The following is a 24,907-nucleotide window of genomic DNA, read 5'->3' on the forward strand; positions in this document are numbered from 1 at the left end:
AGGAGGAAAACTAATGAGTACACAAACAATCCTTCCGGTAGATTCCGAGCAACTGCGCGTTCTGTCCGAACGTAACGGCGAGCCGTCATGGCTGACCGCAGACAGACAAAAAGCACTTGAGCTTGCAGGCAAACTGGAGCTTCCGGTATTTGAAAAAACCAAAATCGAACGTTGGAATCTCAACGATTACGGTCAACATAAAAACAGCGAGGCGATTGCGTCGGTGGGGCAGGTTCCCGCAGCGATTGCCGATCTGGTCAAAGAGCAGCAGGAGGGCGGTCTGATTATCCAGCGCAACTCCGGTGCGGTATATGTGAAGCTGAGCGAGGAACTGGCAGCGCAAGGCGTTATTTTCACGGATCTGCAAACGGCGGTTAAGGAGCATGGTGATCTAGTTAAAGCTCATCTGAATACGGTTATTAAGACGGATGAAAATTCATTGTCCGCGCTGCATGCAGCACTTTGGAACGGTGGAGTATTTGCTTACGTGCCGAAGAATGTGGAGTTAAATGTTCCGCTTCAGGCTGTTTTCCTGACAGATGATGCGACAGCAACCTTTGCCCCTCACGTACTGCTCATTGCTGAAAGCCATAGCTCCGTAACGTACGTAGACAACTATGTATCTGCGGATTTGGCAGCACCTGTCATTCATAATGGCGCAGTAGAAGTGGTAGCGAATGCAGGAGCCAAGGTGCGTTATGCATCGGTGCATCAGCTTGGAGAGCAAGTAACGGATATTTCGATCCGCCGTGCTACGTTGGGTAATGACGCAGCTATTGAATGGATTGTCGGAGAAATGAACTACGGCAATACAGCGAGCAACACGATGTCCGTGCTGAAAGGCAACGGCTCCAACTCGGATGCCAAGATTATTGCTGTAGGCTCTGGCTCGCAAAAGCTGAACTATACGACACAAGCACAGCATTTTGGCAAAAATTCAGCTAGTCAGATGATTACCCGCGCAGTTATGCGTGAAAATGCATCTTCCATTATTAACGGTATTACGAAAATTGAAAAAGGTGCTACCAAAGCAGACGGTCAGCAAACAGAACGTGTTCTTATGCTTAGCCCGAAAGCGCGTGGTGACGCTAACCCAATCCTGCTGATTGATGAGGATGATGTGACCGCAGGTCACGCAGCTTCGGTCGGTCAGGTGAATCGTGAACAAGTGTATTACTTGATGTCCCGCGGGATTAGCCGTGCAGAAGCTGAACGCTTGATTATTTATGGCTTCCTGGCACCTGTCGTTTCTGAAATTCCGCTCGAAGGACTTCAACAGCAGCTGCAAAGCCTTGTTGAAAGGAAGTTAGGCCAATGAATACTGCATTGATCCGTGAACAATTCCCGATTTTACATCAGGAGATTAACGGTCATCCGCTGGTTTATTTGGATAATGCGGCCACTTCGCAAAAACCGCTGGCGGTCATCGAGGCGATCAAGCATTACTACGAATATGATAATTCGAACGTTCATCGTGGAGTGCATACCTTAGGTAGTCGTGCTACGGATGCTTATGAAGGTGCGCGGGAGAAGGTAGCCCGCTTTCTGAATGCGAAGCGTAGCCAGGAAATTATTTTTACAAGAGGAACGACAACGGCGCTGAATCTGGTTGCTTCTTCCTATGGCAGAGCCAACTGTCAGGAAGGTGATGAGATTGTCATCACACCGATGGAGCATCACAGCAATCTGATTCCGTGGCAGCAGGTAGCCAAAGCCACAGGCGCAACTTTAAAATATATCCCGCTTCAAGAGGACGGTAGCGTTGATCTTGCTGACGTGGAGAATACCATCACTGAAAACACAAAAATTGTAGCGATCACGCATGTCTCCAATGTGCTTGGTGTTGTGAACCCGGTCAAGGAGATTGCCGCTATTGCCCATCGCAAAGGTGCGATCATCGTCGTAGATGGTGCGCAAAGCACGCCACATATGAAAGTAGACGTACAAGATATAGATGCTGATTTCTATGCCTTTTCGGGTCACAAAATGTGTGGTCCTACAGGGATCGGGGCATTGTACGGCAAAAAGGCGCTGCTGGAAAACATGGAGCCGATTGAGTTCGGCGGGGAAATGATCGACGATGTGGGATTGTATGAATCCACATGGAAGGAGCTGCCTTGGAAATTCGAAGGCGGAACCCCGATCATTGCCGGAGCTGTCGGCTTGGGAGCTGCCATTGATTTTCTGGAAAGCATCGGATTGGACGCAATTGCACAGCATGAAAGCCGTCTGGCCAACTATGCTCTCAAACGTCTCCGTGAAGTGGATGGCTTGACGATTTACGGTCCTGCTGAACGTCATGTGGGACTCGTAACATTCAATCTGGATGATGTACATCCGCATGATGTAGCGACCGTGCTGGATAGTAAAGGGGTAGCTGTACGTGCAGGCCACCATTGCTGCCAGCCGTTGATGCGCTGGTTGAAAGCCAGTGCAACGGCGCGAGCCAGCTTTTACCTCTATAACACGGAAGAGGAAGTCGATGTTTTGATCAGCGCCTTAATCCAAACGAAGGAGTATTTTGGCGATGCAACTTGATGACTTGTACCGACGTGTAATTATGGATCATTATAAAAATCCGCGGAATCGCGGACGTTTTGAGGATGACGCGGTCACGGTGGATTTGAACAATCCTACATGTGGCGACCGGATTTCTCTTCAGCTCAAGACGAAGGACGGCGTCGTCGAGGATGCCCGTTTTACAGGGGAAGGCTGTTCAATCAGTATGTCCTCGGCTTCGATGATGACAGAGGCGGTTAAGGGAAAAACGATTGATCAGGCGCTGGATATGGCGAATCGCTTCTCTTCTCTGATGAAGGGTGAAGCGGCCGAATTCGACGATTATGAAGAGCTGGAAGCTTTGTCAGGTGTTAATAAGTTCCCGGCCCGTATCAAATGTGCGACTTTGGCTTGGAACGCGCTGCGCAAAGGAATAGATGAAGAATAATAATTTTACTAGAATAGAGGAGGTTTGAGAAACATGGCCAAAAAAGCACCGGAAATGGAAGAGTATAAATATGGCTTTCGTGACGAGCACAAATCCATTTTCCAAACAGGTAAGGGTCTCACTCCGGAAATCGTAAAGGAAATCTCCAAAATTAAGGATGAGCCAGAATGGATGCTGGAATTCCGTCTGAAAGCACTAAAACAGTTTGAAAAAATGCCTATGCCCAACTGGGGCGGGGACATGAATGAGCTGGATTTCAACGATATCCAGTATTATGTAAGACCTTCCGAGAAGCAAGGGAAAACGTGGGAAGAGGTTCCTACAGAAATTAAGGAAACCTTTGATAAACTGGGGATTCCTGAAGCGGAGCAAAAGTTTCTGGCTGGTGTATCCGCACAGTATGAATCCGAGGTTGTTTACCATAGCATGCAAAAGGAGCTGGAAGATCAGGGCGTTATTTTCATGGACACCGATACGGCGCTGCGTGAGCATCCTGAAATTCTGAAAGAGTATTTTGCGACAGTTGTGCCTCCTGCGGACAACAAGTTTGCAGCACTAAACAGTGCGGTATGGTCAGGCGGAAGCTTTATCTATGTACCGAAGGGTGTAAAATGTGAAGTTCCATTGCAGGCTTACTTCCGTATTAACTCGGAAAATATGGGACAATTCGAGCGTACGCTCATTATTGCCGACGAAGACAGCTTCGTGCATTATGTAGAAGGCTGTACGGCTCCGATTTATAGCACGAACTCGCTGCATAGCGCCGTGGTGGAAATCATTTGTAAGAAAAACGCGCGTGTTCGTTACACAACGATCCAAAACTGGGCGCCAAACATCTACAATCTGGTGACCAAACGTGCGGTTGCAGAAGAAAATGCAACGATGGAATGGGTCGATGGTAACATCGGTTCCAAGCTGACGATGAAATATCCGGCGGTTGTACTGAAAGGCCGTGGAGCTAAAGGTATGGTCTTGTCCATTGCAGTTGCAGGCAAGGGCCAGCATCAGGATGCAGGGGCGAAAATGATCCACTTGGCACCTGATACGACATCGACGATTGTATCCAAGTCTATCAGTAAGCATGGCGGTAAAGTAACGTATCGCGGACTGGCTTCATTCGGTCGTCAGGCTCAAGGGGCAAAATCGAATATCAAGTGTGATACGTTGATTTTGGATAATCAATCGACCTCGGATACAATTCCTTATAATGAAATCATGAACGACGATATTACGCTGGAGCACGAAGCAACGGTTTCCAAGGTATCGGAGGATCAGTTGTTCTATCTTATGAGTCGTGGCCTGACCGAAGCGGAAGCGACACAAATGATCGTTATGGGCTTTATCGAGCCGTTCACCAAAGAACTGCCGATGGAGTACGCGGTCGAGATGAATCGTTTGATCAAGTTTGAAATGGAAGGTTCCATAGGATAATTCTCGCTTTACGAGGGTTATGTTGGGGCTGAGCCATGATGCGATGATGTTTATCAGGCGTTTGTCCGTAACATAAAAAGAGACTGTCCTTCGTAGGGAAGAACCTGCGGATCAAGGACAGTCTCTTTTTATTCGCGTAGTCTGTGTATGAGCAGAACGAGTTCGCAGATTAGGATTCCAGATAAATTTCATCAATGGATACATGTCGCTCTTTGGACAAGTCTATATACTCATTTTCATTAATTTTCACTAAAGGTCTGAAATAATCGGCAGGATTGTTCAAAATAATCGTTCCCGTCTGACCCGAAGTCAGAAGGACCTGCTTGTTTATAAAGTTCGGAAGCATATGCCGGATGAAGACTTGGGTGGCTTCTGGGTTCAGATGTCCGAAGCTCATGCTGTGCAGCTCGCGCAGTACGGTGAGCAGCTCCTGCTTCGTCTGGTACACACGGTTGGAGATCATAGCGCTATATACGTCTGCAACTGCCGTAATACTGGCGAAAGGATGAATATCCTTCTTGAACAGTCCGTTCGGGTATCCGCTTCCATCTTCTCTTTCGTGATGCTGCAGGGCGACGATTGCCGAAATCTCATCACTTGTTGAGTTGCGAATGATATCATAGCCGTAGAGGGAATGTTTTTTCATTTCCTTAAATTCTTCAGGCGTCAGCTTACCAGGTTTATTCAAAATCTCATCCGGTATCATGGACTTGCCTATATCGTGTAAATATCCGGCTTTACCAGCGGTATAGGCCTCTTCTTCTGTGTATCCAAGCCATGTGGCAATGTAATATGACAGTACACCCACTTGGAGAGAATGATTGTACGTATAGTGATCTCCCCGTTCCATGATGAGCAGCAGAGATACGACATCTTTTTGATGAGCCAGCTCTGAAACGAGGGGGCTGAGCAGCTCATCGACTCGAGATTCATCAAATTTGCCGGTTGAGGCAGCTTTGAGAAACATGCTTTCAAAGCCATGAATAGTCTGCTCCATGAGGGGAACGGCACGTTTAAGGGATTCGGGAGAAGCGGGAACATCGGGGGCAAAGTCAACCGGAATACTCGCTGAACCGGCATCAATGTCGATGTACTCAACACCATGCATGATGAGCTTGGAGATATCGTCGTGCTGAAGCTGGGTACCCCGAATCATGACGGGTACACCGTGTTCATTGTATGTATCGGATCTGAGAAGATCTCCTGGCTTGGCATCGGTAACGTGAACTCTCATGCGCTTAACCTCCTTATTGTCGTAAATTTGTCGAAAATACGAAGCAAACCTAATATATCAAGAATAATATGGGATGACAACGACTAATTCACTATTATTCCTAGCTGTAAAATAGGTCCCAGGAACCCGTCTCTTCTCAGAGGCATACGAGGCATTGTGACTTTGCTTCTCCCGTGTCTGTATCTTGAGACAACACAGTAGCTAAATTGTCAGTTGTAGCGCCCCCCCCACTGACATGTACCATAATGGGAAATAACATGGTATGCTTAAACATTAGAAGCAACAGAGTCGATATATAAACTATAGAGGAGGGCGGTTATGGAGATGACGACGCAGCAAACGTTAACCATTTTGCATACCAATGATATACATAGTCATTTTGGCAGTATGCCTTCGATAGCCGCGATGATTAATGAACGGAGATTCACATCAGGAGATGCGCTGCTTGCGCTGGATATGGGAGACCACATGGACCGGATGGCCCCCGAAACGGAAGGAACGCTGGGTGGGGCAAATGTAGATGTGATCAATCTAACAGGATATGATGCGATTACGATCGGTAACAACGAAGGACTGACGTTTACCCCGGATATTCTTGCACAAGCCTATGCGGAAATTCACTGCCCGGTCGTATGCGGCAATATGATAGAGAGTGCCACGGGGGTAAGACCATCGTGGATGAAGGAATCTCTGATTTTGGACAAAGCAGGGATCAAGGTCGGTTTGCTTGGCGTGACAGCTCCTTTCGGCGAGTTCTATCAATTGCTGGGCTGGGATGCACTCGATCCGTTTGAGGTATTGGGCGAGCAAATTCCGTCCCTGAGAAAGCAGGTCGATGTTCTGGTTGTGATGTCGCATTTGGGTTTACCTTCGGATAAGAAACTGGCATCGCGGTTTCCTGAGATTGACGTGATTCTTGGAGGGCATACCCATCATGTGCTGGAGGAACCGCTGTGGATCGGAAGCACAGCTCTATGTGGGGCTGGCAAGTATGGAACGCTACTGGGTGAAGTGGCGCTAAGCCGCAACAGTAGTCATGAGCCATTTCGGGTTACGTCAGGCGGCGTAGTTCCTGTAGATCACACACTGCTGGACGAAAAGGTGGCATCTGCCATTGTACTGCATCGCAGACAGGCAGAGCGTGCCATGGAGAGTACGGTGGCGGTGGCGAATCGGAAGCTGGAGATTGCGTATGATCGGGAGTCTCCTTTCGGAAATTTGCTGGCACAATCGGTGTCACATTTTACGGGAACCGCGATTTCTCTTGTGAATGCGGGCCAACTGCTTGGCCCTTTACCTCAAGGTGATATCAGCAAAGGAATGCTGCATTCCTTATGCCCTTCGCCAATTAATACCTGTGTCATGAAGCTGTGGGGAAGAGACATCCGGCTGGCGCTGGAGCAGTCCTTGCTACCGGAATTTGCGGACAAGAAAATAACGGGATTTGGCTTTAGAGGTAAAGTCCTTGGTACGATGTGTGTGGAAGGTCTGGAGATTCAATATGATCCGGCACGCGTTCCTTATGATAAAGTGACGGATATACGTGTAGCGGGTCGTTTATTGGAAGAAGATGAGCAATATGCGGTAGGTACGTTGGATATGTTCACTTTCAGAGCAGGTTATGAAGTGCTTGCGAACGGAACGGAACTCCGATTTATGCTTCCAGAATTTTTGCGGGATTTGATTGAAATGGAGTTGAAGCGTCCGGGCGCGATGGAAGAGTGTTTTGCAGCTAGGTGGCTTCAGGTATCACAACAATCGGGAGAGGATTAAGTTGCGACTGGTACCTGTTACATTATTAAGAGCCGGCATGAAGCTGGGCAAAAAAATATACAATGAAAATGGAATGGTGCTGCTCTCGGAGGGTGTTGAGCTTACTTCGCGGTTGATTGAACGTCTAGGTCAAGTCGGAATTGGATATGTATACATTGAGGATGCGGTGACAGAAGATATCGTAATTCCCGAGATGATCCATGAACAGACGAGGAAGATGGCGCTACAGGAGATCAAGAAGCAGTTTCAGGGTCTGTCATCCTACTCCGTAGATCATAAGCACCAATACTTTGGCAAGTCATTTTATAAGGTGATGGAGTCCATTCTGGACGATATCGGAGGCCGTCAGGATGCCGTCATTATGCTGATGGATATCGGGGCGGCAGATCAGGATCTGTATCATCATTCATTGAATGTATGTCTGTATTCACTTGTACTGGGAATATCCAACGGATACAATAACAACCAGCTTATGGAGCTGGGCATAGGTTCACTATTGCACGATATTGGTAAAATGAAAATTTCACCTCAAGTGCTCTATAAGCCGGGCAAATTGACGGACGAGGAATACGAGCACATGAAAACGCACACGGTGATCGGCTATAAGCTGCTTAAAGACGAACCGGGGATTCCCCTGCTGTCGGCTCACTGTGCATTACAGCATCATGAACGTATCGACGGCAGCGGATATCCGAATGGCTGGAAAAAGGACCAAATCCACGAGTACGCCAAATGGATCGGTCTGGCAGACTCATACGATGCGATGACAGCAAGTCGAATATACAAGCAGCCATTGTTGCCCTATGAAGCAATGGAGGTGCTCTATGCCGGTGCGGGCACGTTGTATGAGCAACGGATGCTGGAGGCATTCCGCGATTGTGTAGCTATATACCCGCTGGGGCTCTCCGTGATGCTCAATACGGGGGAAGAAGGGGTTGTGGTACGTATACACTCCAAAATCCCGCAAAGGCCTGTTATTCGCATTGTGAGGGATCGCGATGGACAGGAACTGAAAGCGCCTTACGATGTGGATCTGTCCGTATCTCTTTCGGTGATGATTACCAACACTCTGGATGCTACGGCTAACCCCCTTGGAGCAATACATGTGGATTAGCAGATGAAGTGGAAGAAATCATGCAGACACTTTACACATCATGATATGATATTCATACGTCTTTTGAGGTTAATAACAGAAATAAGGTGAAAAATAATGACAGTTCTACAAAACAACATACTTCCACAAATATCGCCAGCGTATGATCCGTGGGACCCGATTGTCTCTCTGCGTACACATGGCCGTCATTTGCTGACAAGTGTGGAAATGACCGTGACGCATCTGTGCAATATGCGCTGTGAGCACTGCGCTGTAGGCGACATGCTTGTTATGAAGGAGGCTCCCTTCCTTCCATTAGATATGATGCTGAAACGACTGGATGAAGTCGAGCATCTGGAGACGATCAGTATGACAGGCGGAGAACCCGCTTTGCTCGATAAAACGGTGGACGAAGTGATCGTTCCGCTACTGAAATATGCCAAAGAGCGTGGCATTCGCTCGCAAATCAACTCCAACCTGACCTTGGATATCCGTAGATATGAGAAGATGCTTCCCTATCTGGATGTCATGCATATATCGTTTAACTATTTGAATGCCGACGATTTTTATGAAGTGGGCTTTGCAAATACCGGACGTCCGACCCCTCGCGCGGGGGCTGTTCGCCTTTATGAGAAAATGGTGGAAAATGCCCGCAAGCTGAGCGAAATGGGGATGTTCATTTCTGCCGAATCCATGATTAATTACCGCACACACACGAAGCTGGATGGTATTCATCAATTGATTAATGAAATGGGCTGTCAAAGGCATGAGGTTCATCCGATGTATGCATCGAATTTTGCCTCTGCCTTGCCTGTCCTTTCACTTGACGATATGCGCAGCTCTATTCATAAGCTGCTGGATGTGCGTAATCAGGATATGTGGATGCTGTTTGGTACGCTCCCGTTCTTTGCTTGTTCAGATCGAGAGGAAGACCGCAAGCTGCTTCGCCGACTGCGTCAGGAACCGAATATTACGGTGCGTAATGATCCGGACGGAAGAAACCGCGTAAATGTGAATATGTTCACGGGCAGCGTATATGTGACGGATTTCGCAGACATTCCGGCTTTCGGAAATATTCAGGAGCGCGGTCTGGACGATATTTTCGGTGAATGGCTGAATGAGCATCCGTTGAATCAGTCCGTGAACTGTCATTGTGATGCCGCTGCCTGCTGCGGACCGAATCTGCTTGTAGCGGATATGTATTACAAGGGAGTCGATTTTAAATCCAGAAAAGCATTACAACTATGAGCATTTTGCATAAATCCAAATTAGCGACTTTCAATCATACCATGGAGCGTTGCAAGTCAAATGATGCAAAATGCAAACTATAGAAATGGGGAGTTCGTATTGGAAGGTCATACCGAGTTTCATTGGGGATTGCTAACGGTGAATCTTCTTTTGGTACTGCTGCTCGTCTTTCTGAACGGTGTATTTGTGGCGGCGGAATTTTCGCTGGTCAAAATGCGCCAATCCCGATTGACGCAGCTCCAAAGTGAGGGGCATCGGATGGCAGGCTATGCGTTAAAGGTAAACCAGAAGCTGGATGCGTATTTGTCCGCCACCCAATTAGGCATTACGCTGGCTTCATTGGGCTTGGGCTGGATTGGTGAACCAGCAATATCCGGCTACCTGATCGAGCCACTCATGCACAAACTCGGTGTAACTGACAGTACACTGATTACAACGGTATCCGTTGTCGTCGGATTTTGCGTGATTACCTTTTTGCATATTGTACTGGGTGAGCTGGCTCCAAAGTCTTTGGCGATCCAGAAAACCGAAGGTGTGGCCTTGTTTTTATCCGCTCCTTTGCTGCTTTTTTACAAGATCTTTTTGCCCGTCATCTGGGTGCTGAACGCTGCTGCCAATTTGTTATTACGGGCGTTCGGTATCCAGCCTGCAAGTGAAGCGGAAGCGGCGCATTCGGAGGAAGAGATCCGTATCTTGATGAATCAGAGCGCCAAAAGCGGTGTTATTGATAAAGACGAAATCAAGCTGATGGACAATATTTTTGATTTTTCCGATTTGCTGGCCCGTGAAATTATGCTTCCACGTACGGATATGGACTGCTTGTATACGAATTTATCGTATAAGGAAAATCTGAAAATCATTAGTGATACCAAGCATTCTCGCTACCCGGTAGCGGTTGAGGATAAGGACCAGATTATCGGCTTTGTTCATATTACAGATTTTCTGTTGGCAGAGCAGGGCGAGCAATTGGATCTGGCCTCGGTGGTACGTCCTATTTTGAATGTGCCAGAATCTATGGAAGTGAGTCACGTACTGCGTCTTATGCAGAAAAAGCATTCCCAGATGACTCTCGTGGTCGATGAGTACGGCGGAACAGCCGGGCTGCTGACAGCGGAGGAAATATTGGAGGAAATCGTCGGGGATCTCTACGATGAATTTGAGGATGAACGCCCGAGCGTGGAGATTAAGGATAATCTCATTTCGGTGGATGGCCGTATGCTCATTGAGGATGTTAACGATCTGACCGGGGTGAACATTGAAGACGACGAAGTGGATTCCATCGGGGGCTGGCTGTTTAAAGAACTGGAGGGCAGCCCGGTGAAGGGGAAAAAGATTGAGTTCTATAACCTGACCTTTGAGGTGGAGGAAGCGACAAGGCTTCGTATTATGAGAGTGAGGATTCACCGCAAGCCCGACCCTGTGATCGAAGATGAACTTTCCGCCGATGAGTCCTGATCCATAGATATTGGTTAGGGTCGGTTCCGGTATGAAAGCTATTATAGAGTGTAAAAGCAAGAGCCTTTATTTCCACGTTATCGTGGTTTTGAAGGTTCTTTTTTTATCTGTAATTTTGTGTTCGAGACTTGGGCCATGCAGCATATGATGAATAGTAAAGCAGATGGATCAACTAAAGGAGGTCCCGGCCCGTGAAATTTCCACAGCAAGGTGAGTTTGCCCCGTTTGTCGGTCCGTTCGATCCGTGCCCGCCCGTTTTGTGCAAAACCTTTGTGCTACCACCGAACCTGTTTGTACAATTTCAGCCCCCAGGTCTGCCTCAATTCAGTCCGGAGGAGGCGCTGAGGAAGGGAACGCTGTGGCCCTTATTGTACAGCCCTTATGACTGTAGGAGAAACCAGGGGGGAGGCGAGTAAAATGGATTATCCAAATCAAGGTCAGGCCCAAAACCAACCTCAGCATCGAAACCAGATTGAGAACCAGCAGCAGAGCCCGTACCAAAGCCCCTATGCAAACCCGTATCAACAGCAAGACCATACTGAGGGCTACAATCAGAACGACAGAAACCCGTACCAAGGCTATGCGCCTCAGACCAAGCCGGGTAATGCACAGTTTTATGCGCTGCTGGAGAAGCTGCAGACGGTGGATTTTGTATTGGTGGAACTGAATTTGTATCTCAATACACACCCAGATGATTTACAGGCTATCGAACAGTTCAATAAGCTGACGCAGGAAAGGACGGGGATTGCCAATGAGTACCAGATCCTGTACGGACCTCTGCAAAATTTTGGCCGTGCCTATTCCAAGTACCCTTGGGAATGGAGCCAATCCCCTTGGCCGTGGCAGGTATAGGTAGGTACAACCTTTTATAAAGGAGGAACATGAATGTGGGTATATGAGAAAAAGCTGCAATATCCCGTACGTGTCAGCAAATGTGATCCTCATATGGCCAAACTGCTCATGGAGCAGTATGGCGGGGCGGATGGCGAGCTGGCGGCGGCTTTGCGGTATCTGAATCAGCGGTATACGATTCCCGATAAGGTGATCGGCGTACTTAATGATATAGGTACGGAAGAATTTGCGCACCTCGAAATGATTGCGACTATGATTTACAAGCTGACCAAGGATGCGAGTGTAGAGCAAATGAAGGCGGCGGGGCTGGGAGAATATTATGCGGCACATGATCATGCGCTGTATTATCAAAGCGCAGGCGGAGTTCCTTTTTCAGCGACCTATTTTCAAGCCAAGGGCGATCCAATCGCGGATTTGTATGAGGATATTGCGGCAGAGGAAAAGGCGAGAGCTACATATCAGTGGCTGATTGATTTGACAGATGACGTGGATTTGCAGGATAGTCTGAAGTTTCTGCGTGAGCGCGAAATCATCCATTCGCTCCGTTTCCATGAGTCTGTGGAAATTTTGAAGGGGGAACGAGACCGGAAGAAAGTGTTCTAAAGGGAGTATTGTGAATGTCTCTTGGTGAGCTAAAGCTTGCAGGAGACATTTTTCTTTTGAAAAACTGTAATTTTTGCGAAGGGCACCTCAGCCTGGAAACACCCTTCATATTGTCTTGTTTATATAGGTGAACAGAAATGATCTCGGGAAACAGATCAGGAAGGGAGTGAGCCAGTTGCAGATCATGACATCTTAATTAAGTCGGATGATGGTTAGTGACGCGCCTGTTGCGCCCCCTCCAATTAGGGTAGCTGCACCTACGGCCCCGAAAAATTGTACGCTGACGGTTGTTGCGGCGGCTACGTTAACGATAACGTCATTAATGTAAGAAGACAGGGAGACCACAGGCGAAAGGACGGAGCCTGGAGCCTGCACGCCGTTAATGAGCAAACGGCTGCTCAACAGAAGACCAACCGTCGTGTTTAACTCATAGTTGATGTAATAGGTTCCGGCGTTCGTCAGAGTCAATACATCATTAGTACCGTTGATGGTAACGCCTCCGCTCAGCGTCTGAGGCGGACCGGGGAAGGTAACGTTCGTTCCACCAAGCAACACGGTTATTAGGCCACCCGTTGTATTCGCCACAAAAGCATTCGTAGCGGTGATATTGATACCTGTGGCTCCGGTTACGCCCGTAGCACCAGAAACACCAGTAGCCCCTGTTACTCCGGCACCTGTGGCACCTGTCACCCCAGTAGCTCCCGTACCTCCGGCAGGTCCTACTGGTCCGACTGCACCCGCTGAACCCGCAGGGCCTGTGTCTCCTGTCAAACCTGTCGCTCCCGTTGCTCCTGTCGCGCCCGTGGCCCCTGTCGGTCCGATCGGACCGCCCGCAGGTCCAGTCGGACCGGTCGATCCGGTGGGTCCGGCCAATGTGGGAGCGGCCAGCACATTTTCGAGCTTTGCTTGCAGCAGCAGCTCTTTCTTCACGGTGGTGTCCAGTACACTTTTGACACTTTGGTCCACGGCAAGAACATCAGCAATGGTAGCCGTTCCTCCGGTCAGTCCAGGTATCGTACCGAGTACATATTGAATTTTTTCACCCTCGGCATTGATGATGTGACTAAGTCCCAATTCCTCAAAGGCAATGGATGACAGCAACAGATTAATCGCGTCATCCCGTGTTAGGTTAATCGTAGGTGTTACGTTGGGGATATTAGGAAAAGACATGTGAATCCTCCTTATGTTATAAATCTGGTGTGCTTCATACGTGGTGACTCAACGAAAATGTATGGAAAGCGGAAGTAGAGGGGAAAGCCATACTTTTCCAAATGTAGGCTGCCTTTTGGGGGTGCCCGTTTTTTGTTGCTGTACATAGGCGTCAAAGCCAGCGAGATCGCCTGAATAAATGTTGTAAACGGATTGCAATTGCTCGATTGCTTTGGGTAAATGATTCATTTGCCCCGGTGGTAGCATGGAGGCCGCATGGCCTGATTCCCATTGGATTTTTAATAATCGCAGCCAGCCCAGACTGCTCGCTCTTCTTGCTTGCTGAACCTCCGAAGGAAACTGTGAGTTCTCTGAGGAAGGGGAGGAATTGCCCTGATTTTTGATCCAATGCATCAGATGCTGTCCATGCTCCAAAAGGTGAAGGGCGCGTTCAATTTGATGGTAGAGTCTCTGTGAATTCTGATGCACATCCTTGTACAGGTGGGTGGAAGGGTCGACGGACAGAAGAAATTGGAAGCGGATGATTTGTTCGAATAAGAGGGACATTGCCGTTTCCAGTGCATCTATGGAAGTAGAAATTTCGGACAGGACACTCCTGTATTCCCGGCGGAGCTGAATGTCTTCATGGAATATGGATATAAGGGTGTTCCAATGATTCCCGATTTCCATTTGGAAAAGGAGCGATGTCTCCAATTGCTGGAGTATAGAATGATTCAATTGCAGCCACAAGGGAGAGGAGCTGTTTTCGTTTGTTTTGTCCGACAAAAAGGAAACCATCCGGCTTTGGGATTTGGCTAATGCGGCTAAACCTGTGTTGAGATGGGCTGCGGCTCGCAAAAGCTGGAGGGCGTAAGGTTCATTTGGCAGCTTGCTGCTAAGCCCTTTATTCTTCATTACATTCAGAATCTCCGCGGCATTCCCAATGGTCTGTTTTGCTGCATGAATGGTGACCACCACCCTTTTTCGGACACGACCGCCCGTTGGGACCAGAGTCAGGGCCGTGGTAAGAGCTGCTATCTCCATCAAGTAGTAATACGTCCTCCAGCTTGTGCTGAAGCAGAATCTGGTTGTTCACCACCCCCCGCAATACTCGTTCCACGCTTCGATTCAATTGCAGGATATCTTGCAGACAGACATCCTCATCGTTTACAAAACGTTGTATTTTTTCACCTTCAGCATGAAGTATGTTGGACAGGCCCAATTCCTCCAGAGCAATGGATGCGAGTATCATATGAATAACTTCTTTTCTCGTTAGAGAGATGAGGGGATTGATGTCGGGAATACCAGGCATAGACAAGTGCAATCTCTCCCTTCACTCCGAATTTGCATCATGGCTATGGTCAGCTGCATGGAATGCCACACCTGGTCCCTGTCTTCCTCATCCCTGTTGTAGCTGTGAGAAATACTGTTCATTATATAAAACGCTGGGATGAGTAGGATGGTGCAACTGGGACATACGGTGATGAAACTTTGCTTTATCAATGTCACCCATCCGGTCGTAGCACAGACATAATTGCAAGTGGGGGAGCCAGGTGGAATAGGACGAATTGGTTAAAGCCATCGCATCTTGTGGTGGCTCGATCAGCGTAGCCTGACGGAACCAGTAAATGGCTTGAGCATATTGCTCCGCTTCAATGAACAAATTGCCAAAGGCACAGCAAAACTGGGCGCGTGGTGTATCGAGATTAAGCGTGCGAAGCAGAGCCATGCGTTGCTCCTGTTTTTGACCTTGTCGGCCGTAGCAATCTGCAAGCTTAAAGCAAGCACCAATCCGATCCTCAATCCATCCCTGATTCAGATTTAGATAATGTTCGTACTGCTGTATAGCTTCTACTGTCCGTCCGTTGTCATACAGTTCATTGCCAAAATAGTAGTGATCTCGCTCAGAAAATGCGGTACCCTGCTCCTGGTGCTGGAGATAAATATGTAAATTACGGTCAGTGTAGGCACGTGTCTTTTTATGAGTCACCGCCATATTGCTGTGAAAGGTGCTTCCGGTTACATGCAGGAATTCATGTACAAATCCAATCCATCTGAAATGGCGGTCCCGGCGCACAATCCGGTTTCTTTTGAGCTTATGTAGCGGTTGACCTTGTTCATCTACGGACAGCACATAATCCATCGTAATGCTGTCATAGGAGAGGCTGGCCTGCTTTTTCCAGTCGAGAAATGCCAGTCGGTCTTGTTCTTCCAGAATGTCATCTGCATCCAGCCAAAATTGATAGTCCTGTGTTGCCTGATCAAATGCATAGTTACGGGCTGCGGAAAAATCATCGCACCATTCAAAATCGTATATCCGGGCATTAAACGACGCAGCCACCTCTTGGGTGCGGTCGGTAGAGCCAGTATCGACAATAATGATTTCATCCACCAGATCATGGACTGATTTGAGGCAGGTGTGAAGTGCTTCTTCTTCATTTTTGACAATCATGCATAAGCTGACGGTTACCATGCTCTTTGTCCCTCCCAAAAAACTTGGTGTGATTCCCATTTTATTAGGATAGCTTGCTCATTATGTAGGAATTTAGGTTGAACCATTGATGGGTATGGTGATGATCATAAATGGAGTAGCGCTCTAATAGATTAGAAAATCAAAGTCTGATGCAAGGGGGGAAGGCATGAGCCGGCCGTTCATTTCACTGTGCATGATTGTCAAAAATGAGGCGGAACGGATGGAAGCTTGCTTGCAAAGTGCCAGGGATGTTGTGGATGAGATTATTGTTACGGATACGGGGTCCACGGATGGGACGATAGACATTTGTCGTTCCATGGGGTGTTCTGTTGATTCGTACGAATGGGATGACAGCTTTGCAAATGCACGCAATGCGGGAATAGCCCGCGCGACAGGAGAATGGATTTTATGGCTGGATGCGGATGAAGAACTGGATACCGATGAGAGTGGACAGTTGCATGAGTTTGTAATGGCGATTCATGCAGATACGGCTGCTTTGAAGGTACTCAATGAAATGGATGGTTTTGTATACAGTTGTCCACAAATTCGTTTGTTCCGAAATGACATCGGGTATCAGTTTGTGCGTGATATTCATGAAAGGCTGCAACCTCCAGCGGGAAAACAGGATACCCCGGAAGCCCCACTGCTGCCCGTAACGGTACACCATCATGGATATGCAGAGAAGGTCGTAGAGGAGAAGGAAAAGTCAAAGCGGAATATTCGGCTGTTGGAGCGGGAAAAGGCACAGGCTGAATATGATCCTTGGTGTGATTACCATTTGGCGAGTGAATACAGCCGTTTGCAGCAATGGGAGCGGGCTTTTGAACTGATCAATTTGGCGGTTACCGGTTTTCTGGAACAGGGAAAGCTGCCACCCGCGCTTGTTTACAAGCTAAAATACGATACCTTAATTCGTCACGGAAGCCTGAAGGGCATATGGCCGGGAATTGACAAGGTGCTGCAACTGTACCCGGACTATGTAGATTTGTATTTTTATAAAGCATTGTATTTGTTGGATCAGGGGCTATTGCTGGAGGCTTATTATGAATTCGAAAAATGTACTCGCATGGGTGATAATTCATGGAAATATGTGACTTTACGAGGAGTCGGCAGTAATTATGCATTGTACTATATGTCTATTTGTTTGGAGAAAATGGGGCGGCCTGTGGAAGCACAGGCCACCTTGGAGGCTGCTGGAATACGTCGTTCGTTATCGGATCAGGTGTTGACCACCCAGGCTTGAATAACAGAGTTAGGAGGAAATGTATTCGATGACGATCATTGAACTCGTCCCTCCTGCAAGGGATAAGGTCAACCCGGATACGAGAAATTGTAAATTTCCGGGTACTGTAACCTGAAACAGCAGAGATGCGACGATTTCGCCACCTGCTAGAACAGCCGGGAAAGAGTAGCTTCCCGGGCTGGGAGTAGCTGTTCCGGTGAATGAGGGAGTAATGGTCGACAGCAGGGTCAGGGTCGCTGTGCTGAGCACCAGACTTACTTTGTAAAAACCTGGTTGGGTCAGGCCGAAGGTAGTGTTGTTGACGACGGTGATAAACGTTCCCGTAGAAGCCCCTGCTGTAGCAAAGGTGATAGCGCCGCCTAGCAGGATGGTATTAGGTCCCGTATTGGTACGGCTTAGTGCGCTGGCTAAACCCCCAGAGGCCCCGGTGGGTCCGGTAGGTCCCGTGGCGCCGGTAGGGCCCGTAGCGCCTGCGGCGCCTGTGGCCCCGGTAGGGCCCGTAGCGCCTGCGGCACCCGTGGCGCCGGTAGACCCAGTAGCGCCCGCGGTACCCGTGGCGCCGGTAGGCCCAGTAGCGCCCGCGGAACCTGTGGCGCCAGTAGGCCCGGTAGCGCCCGCGGTACCCGTGGCCCCTGTGGCGCCAGTGGGGCCCGTAGCGCCCGCGTCACCTGTTGCGCCAGTAGTGCCAGTATCACCCGTAGCTCCGGTGTCACCCTTAGCTCCCGTAGTCCCAGTGGTCCCCGTAGCCCCCGTGACTCCCGTAGCTCCAGTTGCACCTGTGGCGCCAGTAGGTCCTGTACTTCCAAATGGAAAACAACAGGTTGCCCCGGTAATGCCTGACGGATTGAGCAGGCACTGGAGCTGAGCCAGCAGGGCGAGTTCGTTTAAAAACGCACAATTCAGAACAGATTGTACACTGTTATTTACCTCCAGCAGCTCAGCAATGCTCCCTGCGGGTGGTGTAAGGCCGGGGAGGGTCCCGACGGCATATTGTATTTTTTCACCCTCAGCATTAATCAGGTGACTTAATGACAGCTCTTGAAAGGCGATGCAGGCAAGCAGTGCATTGATATTGTTTTCATCGATATTTCCAGGTGTAAGTCCATTCATATCACGCTCACTCCCTTATCGCTTCATCGCAATTATCGTATGCGTCAGAGCAAGCAGGAGGAACGGTTATGAGGCTTCCGCCTGATGGGAGGCGTCGACTCATGCGTATATTAATCGGCAGCCCGGTGCATCAGAAGCCCGAAATATTAGCTTTATTTCTTCAAGCTTTGGAGCGGCTGGAAGCACCCGATGTACTGCCAGATTATTTGTTCGTCGATGATAATGACAATCCAGCCTCAAGCCAATGGCTGGCTGATTTTGCGGACCGGCTTCCGGGACGTGTTTTGCCCCCGCTGTCAGGCTTGCAGCAATACGAGAACCGAAGCGATGAGCATACCCATTACTGGCCGCCTTCCCTCGTCTGGAAAGTGGCCGGGTTCAAAAATCGTCTTATTGACTATGCACTTCAACATCATTATGACGCGCTATTTTTGGTGGATTCAGATTTGGTTCTTCATTCCCGCACTTTATGCAGACTGGTCGAAACAGAGAAGGATATTGTATCCGAGATTTTCTGGACACGCTGGCAGCCCGAGGGGGCATTATTGCCTCAGGTATGGGTCAGTGATGAATACAATCTGTTCCATCGTGAGGAAGGGGAAGTGCTATCGGCAGAAGAGCGGGCACATCGCGAGCTGCTTTTCATTCATCAACTGCATGTTCCCGGTTTATATGAGGTGGGCGGTCTGGGGGCTTGTACCTTAATTCGCAGACGGGCACTGGAAGCGGGAATTCATTTTGGCAAAATCCCGAACGTTACCTTTTGGGGAGAGGATCGACATTTTTGCATTCGGGCGGCAGCGTACGGGTTTCCTCTTTTTGTAGATACGCACTATCCAGCCATGCATTTGTACCGGGAAGCGGACTGCATTAAGGCAGAACAACTGTTACTGACCCTGAATGGAATTACGCAGTCAGAAAATTCTCCGTCTAGCACTGCCTCTACACTCCCTGAAATTACCATTCCATCGGATCTCCGCGAGTCTGCTGTCTTTGCAAAGCATGCTGCGGAATCTTTTGTCGTCCCGCCAGCATTCTCCGGTCCACGACATAGTGAGCTTCATGCTCCCTCTGTCTCCAGACCTAAGCTGACACTGAGCATGACGGTATGCAATGAGACAGATCGCAAGCTCGCTGAAGTGCTTCAAAGTCATCGGGAATATATTGATGAAGCGGTCATCATTGATGATGGCAGCCTTGATGATAGCGGTGAATTGTGCCGGGATCTGTTAAAGGGGATTCCACTGCGTTTGATCCGTAATGAGAGAGCCTCCTTTACGAATGAAGTGGAGCTGCGAAAGCAGCAGTGGAGAGAAACACTGGCATCTTCCCCGGAATGGATTTTAAACATGGATGCTGACGAAATGTTTGAATCCCGATTTGCTCAAGCTGTGCATGCTTTGATAGCTGGAACGAAAGCCGATACCATTTGTTTCAGATTATTTGATATGTGGTCTTCTACGCATTACCGTGATGATGATTACTGGCAGGCTCATCGTTATTACCGCCCTTTTTTGACTCGATACCGGGATAACTTCTCTTATAAATGGAAGGAGCAATATTTGCACTGCGGGAGATTTCCCGATAATGTGCTGGAGCTTCCCACTGAAATTAGCGACTATCGTATCCAGCACTGGGGCTGGTACACACCAGCTATTCGCACGGCCAAATACGAGCGTTATCAGCAGTTGGACCCGGATGCCCGTTATGGGTGGAAGGAGCAATACGAGTCCATATTGGACCCGACTCCTCACCTCAGTCTCTGGATAGACCCAGACCAGGATGATGTAAAAAATAAACATGAAGCTGAATCCGGAGACACTGGCGGTGTAAAATCCGATGTGAATACGGGAGCGAACATCCAAGATGCGATTGCCGAGGATACCTATGCTTCTAGGACTGGGAATAAAAATGAAGCAATTCATACCGCTGAATCTGTTCAAGTGGCTAACGTTGCCCATCCCGTTGAACCTGCTCTTGCTCATGAAGCTGTTAACCCTTCAAACCCTGTCAACACGAGTGCTGTTGCTAAGATTGCCGGTGTTCATGCTATTATTGGCTCCCATACTCTTACCAAAGGCGAAATAGAGGACGCACTTTATGGAAAAGGGAAAGGAGAAGAACAGGGCATGGCATGCAAACTGTGCGGCTCGTCCAATACGGCGGTGTTTCATCGGTATGAACATTTTACATTGATAGGATGTGGCTCATGTGGGCTTATTTTTCGCAATGATGTGGATCGTATCCAGCCTGAGAATATGATCGCAGATATCTATAACGTCAAATGGGTCGCCATGCGCGATAGTGCAGCCGCCTCAACCTACGGGGATCATGCTCTTTTCGGGCTTATGCTGCTGGATATGTTCAGTCCTGGTAAAGGTAAATTACTGGAAATTGGATCGGGTACGGGAGAATTTATTCATGCTGCCCTTCAGAGTGGATGGAATGCTGTGGGCATTGAGCCTTCCATCGACTCGCGCGCATATGCCAAATACAAATATGACGTGGATCTACTACCTGGCTTCTGGAATGGCGATACAGAGACAGAAACGGCAACAGATGAAGAAGCGGCGAATGAAGCGCCAGAAACAGAGGGAGATACTACCTTATCACTGGATCACGAATATGAGGCCGTTGTATGCTGGCATGTGCTGGAGCATATTGTAGACCCGGTAGCATTTTTAACAGATTTACGCGAGCAGCTTCAACAGGATGGAACGTTATACATTACAGTACCCAATAAAAACTCGTTTACAAATGAGGCTTATGGTGTCCACTCGCCATTATTTACCGAGGAGGATCATTTGTATCATTATTCAGAGCACACGCTGACACGTTTGCTGGCGGAGTCCGGTCTGCACCCGGTGGCCCTGTTCACCCGTCAGCTCCCTTCCGGTCTGGACACCTTGATAGAGGCGCATCCTTTGTATGGCGAGCTTACGTTCACGGAGCGTATGGGGCTGTTGGCCAAACTTCAAGGCGAGAAACGTGGTCATGAGCTATGCTGCGTGGCAAGGGCGATCTGAACTGGCTGGGGGAATATACGATCTGAATCCATACCGTTTCACCTTTCATTTAAAAGGAGGCTATATCCCATGAATACAGCTGATCCGTACCTCTCCCGCTTTTTCGTACATTCTGATCCCAATACCTCCAGCCTGATCTACAGGCTGCCCCAAAGCTGGTGGAGCCGTCCTTATGAGTATGAGTGGTGTCTGCACTTTATGTCCGGGGAGGATACGGTGCTTGACGCGGCATGTGGTATCCCGCATCCGTTCAAGTTTGAGCTGGCCCGCCGCTGCGCTCAGGCTTATGCCTGCGATCTCGATATGAGGATCGTTTCCGTGGATGCTATATTGGCCGAGGTGCGCCGGGATATCGGAGAGGAGGCTGCCGAGCGTGTTCAGGAGATGTTACCGGCTCGTCTTCACTCCGCGCATGCTAATCTAACCGCCTTGCCTTATGAGAAAGCCAGCTTTGACAAAATTGTATGTATATCAGTGCTGGAGCATCTAACCCCGGATGACTCGCTAGCTGCCCTGCGTGAATTTCACCGGACTTTGCGGGATGACGGAATGCTTCTGCTGACGTTTGATTACCCTACAGTTAATCTGTCCGCGATGGAGCAATGGATAGGTGGGGCGGGGTTTTCGTACTGGAACGATGTTGATCTCAGCCTTCCGCCGGACGCCTTGCACACGGATTTGTGGGGCGGTTTGCATTGTTTCAGGGCTGTTTTGAAAAAATACAAGAGCTAACGGTATGCGCAATGAGGTTTACACGGACCTCTCTTATTGCTTATCATGAGAGGGGTCGAACTGTAAACCTACATAGGAAAGGAATGACTGACAATTACATGAGCAATGCACCTGTGTTGAAGAAACCTGAGGCTATGGTATTTGATATGGATGGTACACTTTTTCAGACGGAGACGCTGCTGCTTCCTGCTTATCACAAGCTGTTTGATACGCTGCGCGCCGAAGGGCTTTTTGAAGGAGAGACGCCACCCGAGGAGCTTATTTTGAACAGTTTGGGGATGCTGCTGGACGAAATCTGGAGAAGAGTGATGCCAGAGGCCAGCGAAGCGGCCCATAGAAGAGCGGACGAGCTATTGCTCCAACTAGAGCTGGAGGGATTAAAGAACGGTAGTCATGCCCTGTATCCACATGTAAAAGAAACCCTCCAAGCCCTCCACGAGCAGGGTGTAAGGCTGTTCGTAGCCAGTAACGGGCTGGAGGATTATGTGAAAGGGATTGCGGCTGCATATGAAATGGTCCCGATCTTTGAAGGATTGTATAGTGCGGGTGAATATAGCACACTTTCCAAAGTGAATTTGCTGGAGATTTTGTTAAGCAAGCACGGGATTTCGAACGTATGGATGGTAGGGGATCGGTCCTCTGATGTGGAGGCAGGCAAAAAAAACGGGCAGACCGTCATTGGCTGCGCCTATGCCGGATTTGGCGTAAACGACGAATTGAAGGGATCCGATGCGATTATTACGGACTTCACGCAATTGCTCACACTGTACAACAACGCAAAGTAATCTTTAGGTATGTTGGGCAGATCTAAAAACAAAGGAAGGCGGCCGCCTTTACGCGGAGCCTTCCTTTGTTTTATTCTCTGTTTTATTCTCTGTTTTATTCTCTGTTTTGCTCTCTGTGTTGTGATCCGTCAGAGGTTTTGGATTAATTTGTGTGTGATAGATCCATAAGGCGTATTCTATGGGCTTGGCGATAGAGCGGCGATAGGTTTCTTTTTCACCAATACGTGCAAATACCTCGCGTGCTGGCTTCGGATTGACCTCCAGTACGTAAATGTGACCATCCTTGTTAATCGCCAAATCGAGCGCAAGCTCGCACAATGCCCCGTAGCTCTCCTCCAGATAAGCTGCGATATCCAACCCGAGCTTTTCCCCTTGCTTGATGATCTTCTCTCTCTGATCTTCATTACGAATCCATTGTGTCAGCAGTTGATTCATCGGTACCGCCTTGCCTCCGCCATGCAGGTTGGAAGTGACACTGCGATGTGCCCCGATCCGTCCTGCACATCCGGTTAACTCCCATATTCCCTGGCCATTTTTTTGAACCAGCATGCGGTAATCGTGAACCCTGCCATTGGGCAGCTGCACAGGAATGCCCTCCTGAACAATGTAATTATCCATGTGCCAGCTACTTAGACGCGGCTCCAGTCGATCCAGACGCACCCGCTGCTGGGGAATAATACGGCGCTTGCGGTCGCGGCCCTCTATCAGATACAGGCCGCCTTGCTTGTTAACAGGCTCAATGCGTAAAATACCGCGTCCTCCTGTACCGTTAATCGGTTTGAGGTAGACCAGTGAATTTTTTTTGAGCATTCGCCTTACACTATGAAATCCTGTGAACGGCTCCGTTTCGGGCAAATGGGATCGAAAGGCGCCCCTTCTTGCAAGCTGCTGATGAATGGCCCATTTGTTACTTAATGGTCTGTTTAAATATACGAGATCTGTATATTGCACCCGAAATTGCTTCAACTGACGATACCGCTCACTGCGCTGTACCCGACAACGGTCGAAAATCATATCCGGGAATTCCCGCCATTTTCGGGTCCATTTACCGCTGTGTGGATCATACATTTGGGCAAGCAGCAGCCTGCGATCCTTGTGGACATCGGCGGGAGTGAATACATACATATCCAGTCCCAGTCTGTTCCCTTCTGTAATCATGCGCTCATATATGGCGCGTTCCTCCAATTGCTTCTTGTTGTTCAAATACAAGGTCATGATGCCTAGGACAGGTTTTGGCACAGCATTCCACCTTCCTCTGCCGTCTGCTCATCTTCGGATAGCTTCCCTCGAAATACAAGGGTGGGCTTTCCGGTGGGCCCAGTCGTCATTTCATGCGCCACAAGTCCCGCGCCAAAGCAGGTTTTGAGACTGGCCATATTGTCGGCGGCCACGCTGCATGTCAGGCGACGCAACTGTTTGAGCTGGGCGGACAGCAGTCTAGCGCCCAATCTGCGGCCCCGGTAAAGCGGACGAACGACCACGATACACGCTTCCTCACCGTAATTCAGAGCGAGGCAAAATCCCGCAATCCGCAGCCCTTGCTCCGTGCGCAGATAAGCGCACAGGAGAGAGGAGCCGGGGGAACTCAATTGCTCGGGCGTTAAAACGGCCAGCTGCCGCAAGGCATTGCGGTTAATGCGCATGCCCCCCGAGCTGCGGGCCAAAAACAGAAGTTGCCGTCGTCTCAGCAGCCAGCTCCGGGCAGGCAAATGTTGAACATCACTAATTTGCGGCATGATTCCACTTCCTTGAC

Annotated in this window: 23 protein-coding genes; 15 read left to right on the plus strand and 8 right to left on the minus strand. The window is 48.9% G+C overall.

Annotated elements, in window-relative coordinates; all coding sequences use genetic code 11:
• The first annotated feature begins 13 nt into the window (after window positions 1-13).
• From sufD to sufB, 4 genes are read left to right on the plus strand one after another with little or no spacing between them, the layout of a single operon-like run.
• Window positions 14-1,318: a Fe-S cluster assembly protein SufD gene (gene sufD / locus NST83_RS08230; RefSeq protein WP_137062399.1), complete on the plus strand. Its 1,305-nt coding sequence runs from the start codon at window positions 14-16 to the stop codon at window positions 1,316-1,318.
• Window positions 1,315-2,538: a cysteine desulfurase gene (locus NST83_RS08235; RefSeq protein ID WP_137062400.1), complete on the plus strand. Its 1,224-nt coding sequence runs from the start codon at window positions 1,315-1,317 to the stop codon at window positions 2,536-2,538. The genes sufD and NST83_RS08235 overlap by 4 nt, the downstream gene beginning before the upstream one ends.
• Window positions 2,528-2,947: a Fe-S cluster assembly sulfur transfer protein SufU gene (gene sufU / locus NST83_RS08240; protein WP_342417271.1), complete on the plus strand. Its 420-nt coding sequence runs from the start codon at window positions 2,528-2,530 to the stop codon at window positions 2,945-2,947. Before NST83_RS08235 ends, sufU begins: the two co-directional genes overlap by 11 nt.
• Window positions 2,948-2,980: 33 nt before the next feature.
• Window positions 2,981-4,378, plus strand: a complete 1,398-nt coding sequence (gene sufB, locus NST83_RS08245) for a Fe-S cluster assembly protein SufB (RefSeq protein ID WP_137062402.1) — start codon at window positions 2,981-2,983, stop codon at window positions 4,376-4,378.
• Between the two features lie 169 nt (window positions 4,379-4,547).
• Here the strand turns inward: sufB and NST83_RS08250 are convergent, their stop codons facing one another.
• A complete protein-coding gene (locus NST83_RS08250; protein ID WP_342417272.1) occupies window positions 4,548-5,612 on the minus strand; it encodes an HD-GYP domain-containing protein in 1,065 nt (354 codons plus the stop codon).
• A 318-nt stretch (window positions 5,613-5,930) separates the two neighbouring features.
• On the opposite strand from NST83_RS08250, the gene NST83_RS08255 reads away from it, so the two are divergent.
• From NST83_RS08255 to NST83_RS08285, 7 genes are all read left to right on the plus strand, one after another.
• Entirely contained in the window at window positions 5,931-7,385 is a 1,455-nt protein-coding gene (locus NST83_RS08255) for a 5'-nucleotidase C-terminal domain-containing protein (protein ID WP_342417273.1), read from the plus strand.
• Window positions 7,339-8,499 (plus strand): HD-GYP domain-containing protein, encoded by a 1,161-nt coding sequence (locus NST83_RS08260; protein ID WP_342417274.1) that lies wholly within the window; start codon window positions 7,339-7,341, stop codon window positions 8,497-8,499. The genes NST83_RS08255 and NST83_RS08260 overlap by 47 nt, the downstream gene beginning before the upstream one ends.
• A gap of 96 nt (window positions 8,500-8,595) precedes the next feature.
• A complete protein-coding gene (yfkAB, locus tag NST83_RS08265) occupies window positions 8,596-9,726 on the plus strand; it encodes a radical SAM/CxCxxxxC motif protein YfkAB (protein WP_342417275.1) in 1,131 nt (376 codons plus the stop codon).
• A gap of 99 nt (window positions 9,727-9,825) precedes the next feature.
• Window positions 9,826-11,181, plus strand: coding sequence for a hemolysin family protein (locus NST83_RS08270; RefSeq protein ID WP_342417904.1), 1,356 nt, complete (start codon window positions 9,826-9,828; stop codon window positions 11,179-11,181).
• 191 nt (window positions 11,182-11,372) lie between these two features.
• A complete protein-coding gene (locus NST83_RS08275) occupies window positions 11,373-11,597 on the plus strand; it encodes a spore coat associated protein CotJA (RefSeq protein WP_137062407.1) in 225 nt (74 codons plus the stop codon).
• 1 nt (window position 11,598) lies between these two features.
• Window positions 11,599-12,033 (plus strand): spore coat protein CotJB, encoded by a 435-nt coding sequence (locus tag NST83_RS08280; RefSeq protein ID WP_342417276.1) that lies wholly within the window; start codon window positions 11,599-11,601, stop codon window positions 12,031-12,033.
• 33 nt (window positions 12,034-12,066) lie between these two features.
• Window positions 12,067-12,636, plus strand: a complete 570-nt coding sequence (locus NST83_RS08285) for a manganese catalase family protein (protein ID WP_137062409.1) — start codon at window positions 12,067-12,069, stop codon at window positions 12,634-12,636.
• 192 nt (window positions 12,637-12,828) lie between these two features.
• Here NST83_RS08285 and NST83_RS08290 read toward each other — a convergent pair whose 3' ends face one another.
• The 4 genes from NST83_RS08290 to NST83_RS08305 all read right to left on the minus strand — a co-directional run bounded on the left by NST83_RS08290 (window position 12,829) and on the right by NST83_RS08305 (window position 16,258).
• A complete protein-coding gene (locus NST83_RS08290) occupies window positions 12,829-13,806 on the minus strand; it encodes a collagen-like protein (RefSeq protein ID WP_342417277.1) in 978 nt (325 codons plus the stop codon).
• 48 nt (window positions 13,807-13,854) lie between these two features.
• Entirely contained in the window at window positions 13,855-14,700 is an 846-nt protein-coding gene (locus NST83_RS08295) for a hypothetical protein (RefSeq protein WP_342417278.1), read from the minus strand.
• Entirely contained in the window at window positions 14,690-15,103 is a 414-nt protein-coding gene (locus NST83_RS08300) for a hypothetical protein (protein ID WP_342417279.1), read from the minus strand. Before NST83_RS08300 ends, NST83_RS08295 begins: the two co-directional genes overlap by 11 nt.
• A gap of 81 nt (window positions 15,104-15,184) precedes the next feature.
• Entirely contained in the window at window positions 15,185-16,258 is a 1,074-nt protein-coding gene (locus NST83_RS08305) for a glycosyltransferase (protein WP_342417280.1), read from the minus strand.
• A gap of 166 nt (window positions 16,259-16,424) precedes the next feature.
• On the opposite strand from NST83_RS08305, the gene NST83_RS08310 reads away from it, so the two are divergent.
• Entirely contained in the window at window positions 16,425-17,501 is a 1,077-nt protein-coding gene (locus NST83_RS08310) for a glycosyltransferase family 2 protein (protein ID WP_342417281.1), read from the plus strand.
• 9 nt (window positions 17,502-17,510) lie between these two features.
• Here NST83_RS08310 and NST83_RS08315 read toward each other — a convergent pair whose 3' ends face one another.
• Window positions 17,511-18,611, minus strand: a complete 1,101-nt coding sequence (locus NST83_RS08315; protein WP_342417282.1) for a hypothetical protein — start codon at window positions 18,609-18,611, stop codon at window positions 17,511-17,513.
• A 101-nt stretch (window positions 18,612-18,712) separates the two neighbouring features.
• Between NST83_RS08315 and NST83_RS08320 the strand changes: the two genes are divergently transcribed.
• From NST83_RS08320 to NST83_RS08330, 3 genes are all read left to right on the plus strand, one after another.
• Complete coding sequence (locus tag NST83_RS08320) at window positions 18,713-21,637, plus strand: methyltransferase domain-containing protein (protein ID WP_342417283.1); 2,925 nt, start codon at window positions 18,713-18,715, stop codon at window positions 21,635-21,637.
• A gap of 69 nt (window positions 21,638-21,706) precedes the next feature.
• Window positions 21,707-22,369 carry a class I SAM-dependent methyltransferase gene (locus NST83_RS08325; RefSeq protein ID WP_137062421.1) on the plus strand — a complete coding sequence of 221 codons (663 nt, stop codon included), beginning with the start codon at window positions 21,707-21,709 and terminating at the stop codon, window positions 22,367-22,369.
• An 83-nt stretch (window positions 22,370-22,452) separates the two neighbouring features.
• On the plus strand, window positions 22,453-23,154 hold the full coding sequence (locus NST83_RS08330; RefSeq protein ID WP_342417284.1) for an HAD hydrolase-like protein: 702 nt from the start codon (window positions 22,453-22,455) through the stop codon (window positions 23,152-23,154).
• Between the two features lie 48 nt (window positions 23,155-23,202).
• Here the strand turns inward: NST83_RS08330 and NST83_RS08335 are convergent, their stop codons facing one another.
• Together NST83_RS08335 and NST83_RS08340 are read right to left on the minus strand one after the other, a co-directional pair.
• Entirely contained in the window at window positions 23,203-24,393 is a 1,191-nt protein-coding gene (locus tag NST83_RS08335; RefSeq protein WP_342417285.1) for a YheC/YheD family protein, read from the minus strand.
• A complete protein-coding gene (locus NST83_RS08340; RefSeq protein WP_137062424.1) occupies window positions 24,375-24,890 on the minus strand; it encodes a GNAT family N-acetyltransferase in 516 nt (171 codons plus the stop codon). The genes NST83_RS08335 and NST83_RS08340 overlap by 19 nt, the downstream gene beginning before the upstream one ends.
• Between the last annotated feature and the right edge of the window lie 17 nt (window positions 24,891-24,907).

This window comes from Paenibacillus sp. FSL R10-2782, assembly GCF_038592985.1.
GTDB classification, from domain to species: domain Bacteria; phylum Bacillota; class Bacilli; order Paenibacillales; family Paenibacillaceae; genus Paenibacillus; species Paenibacillus terrae_C.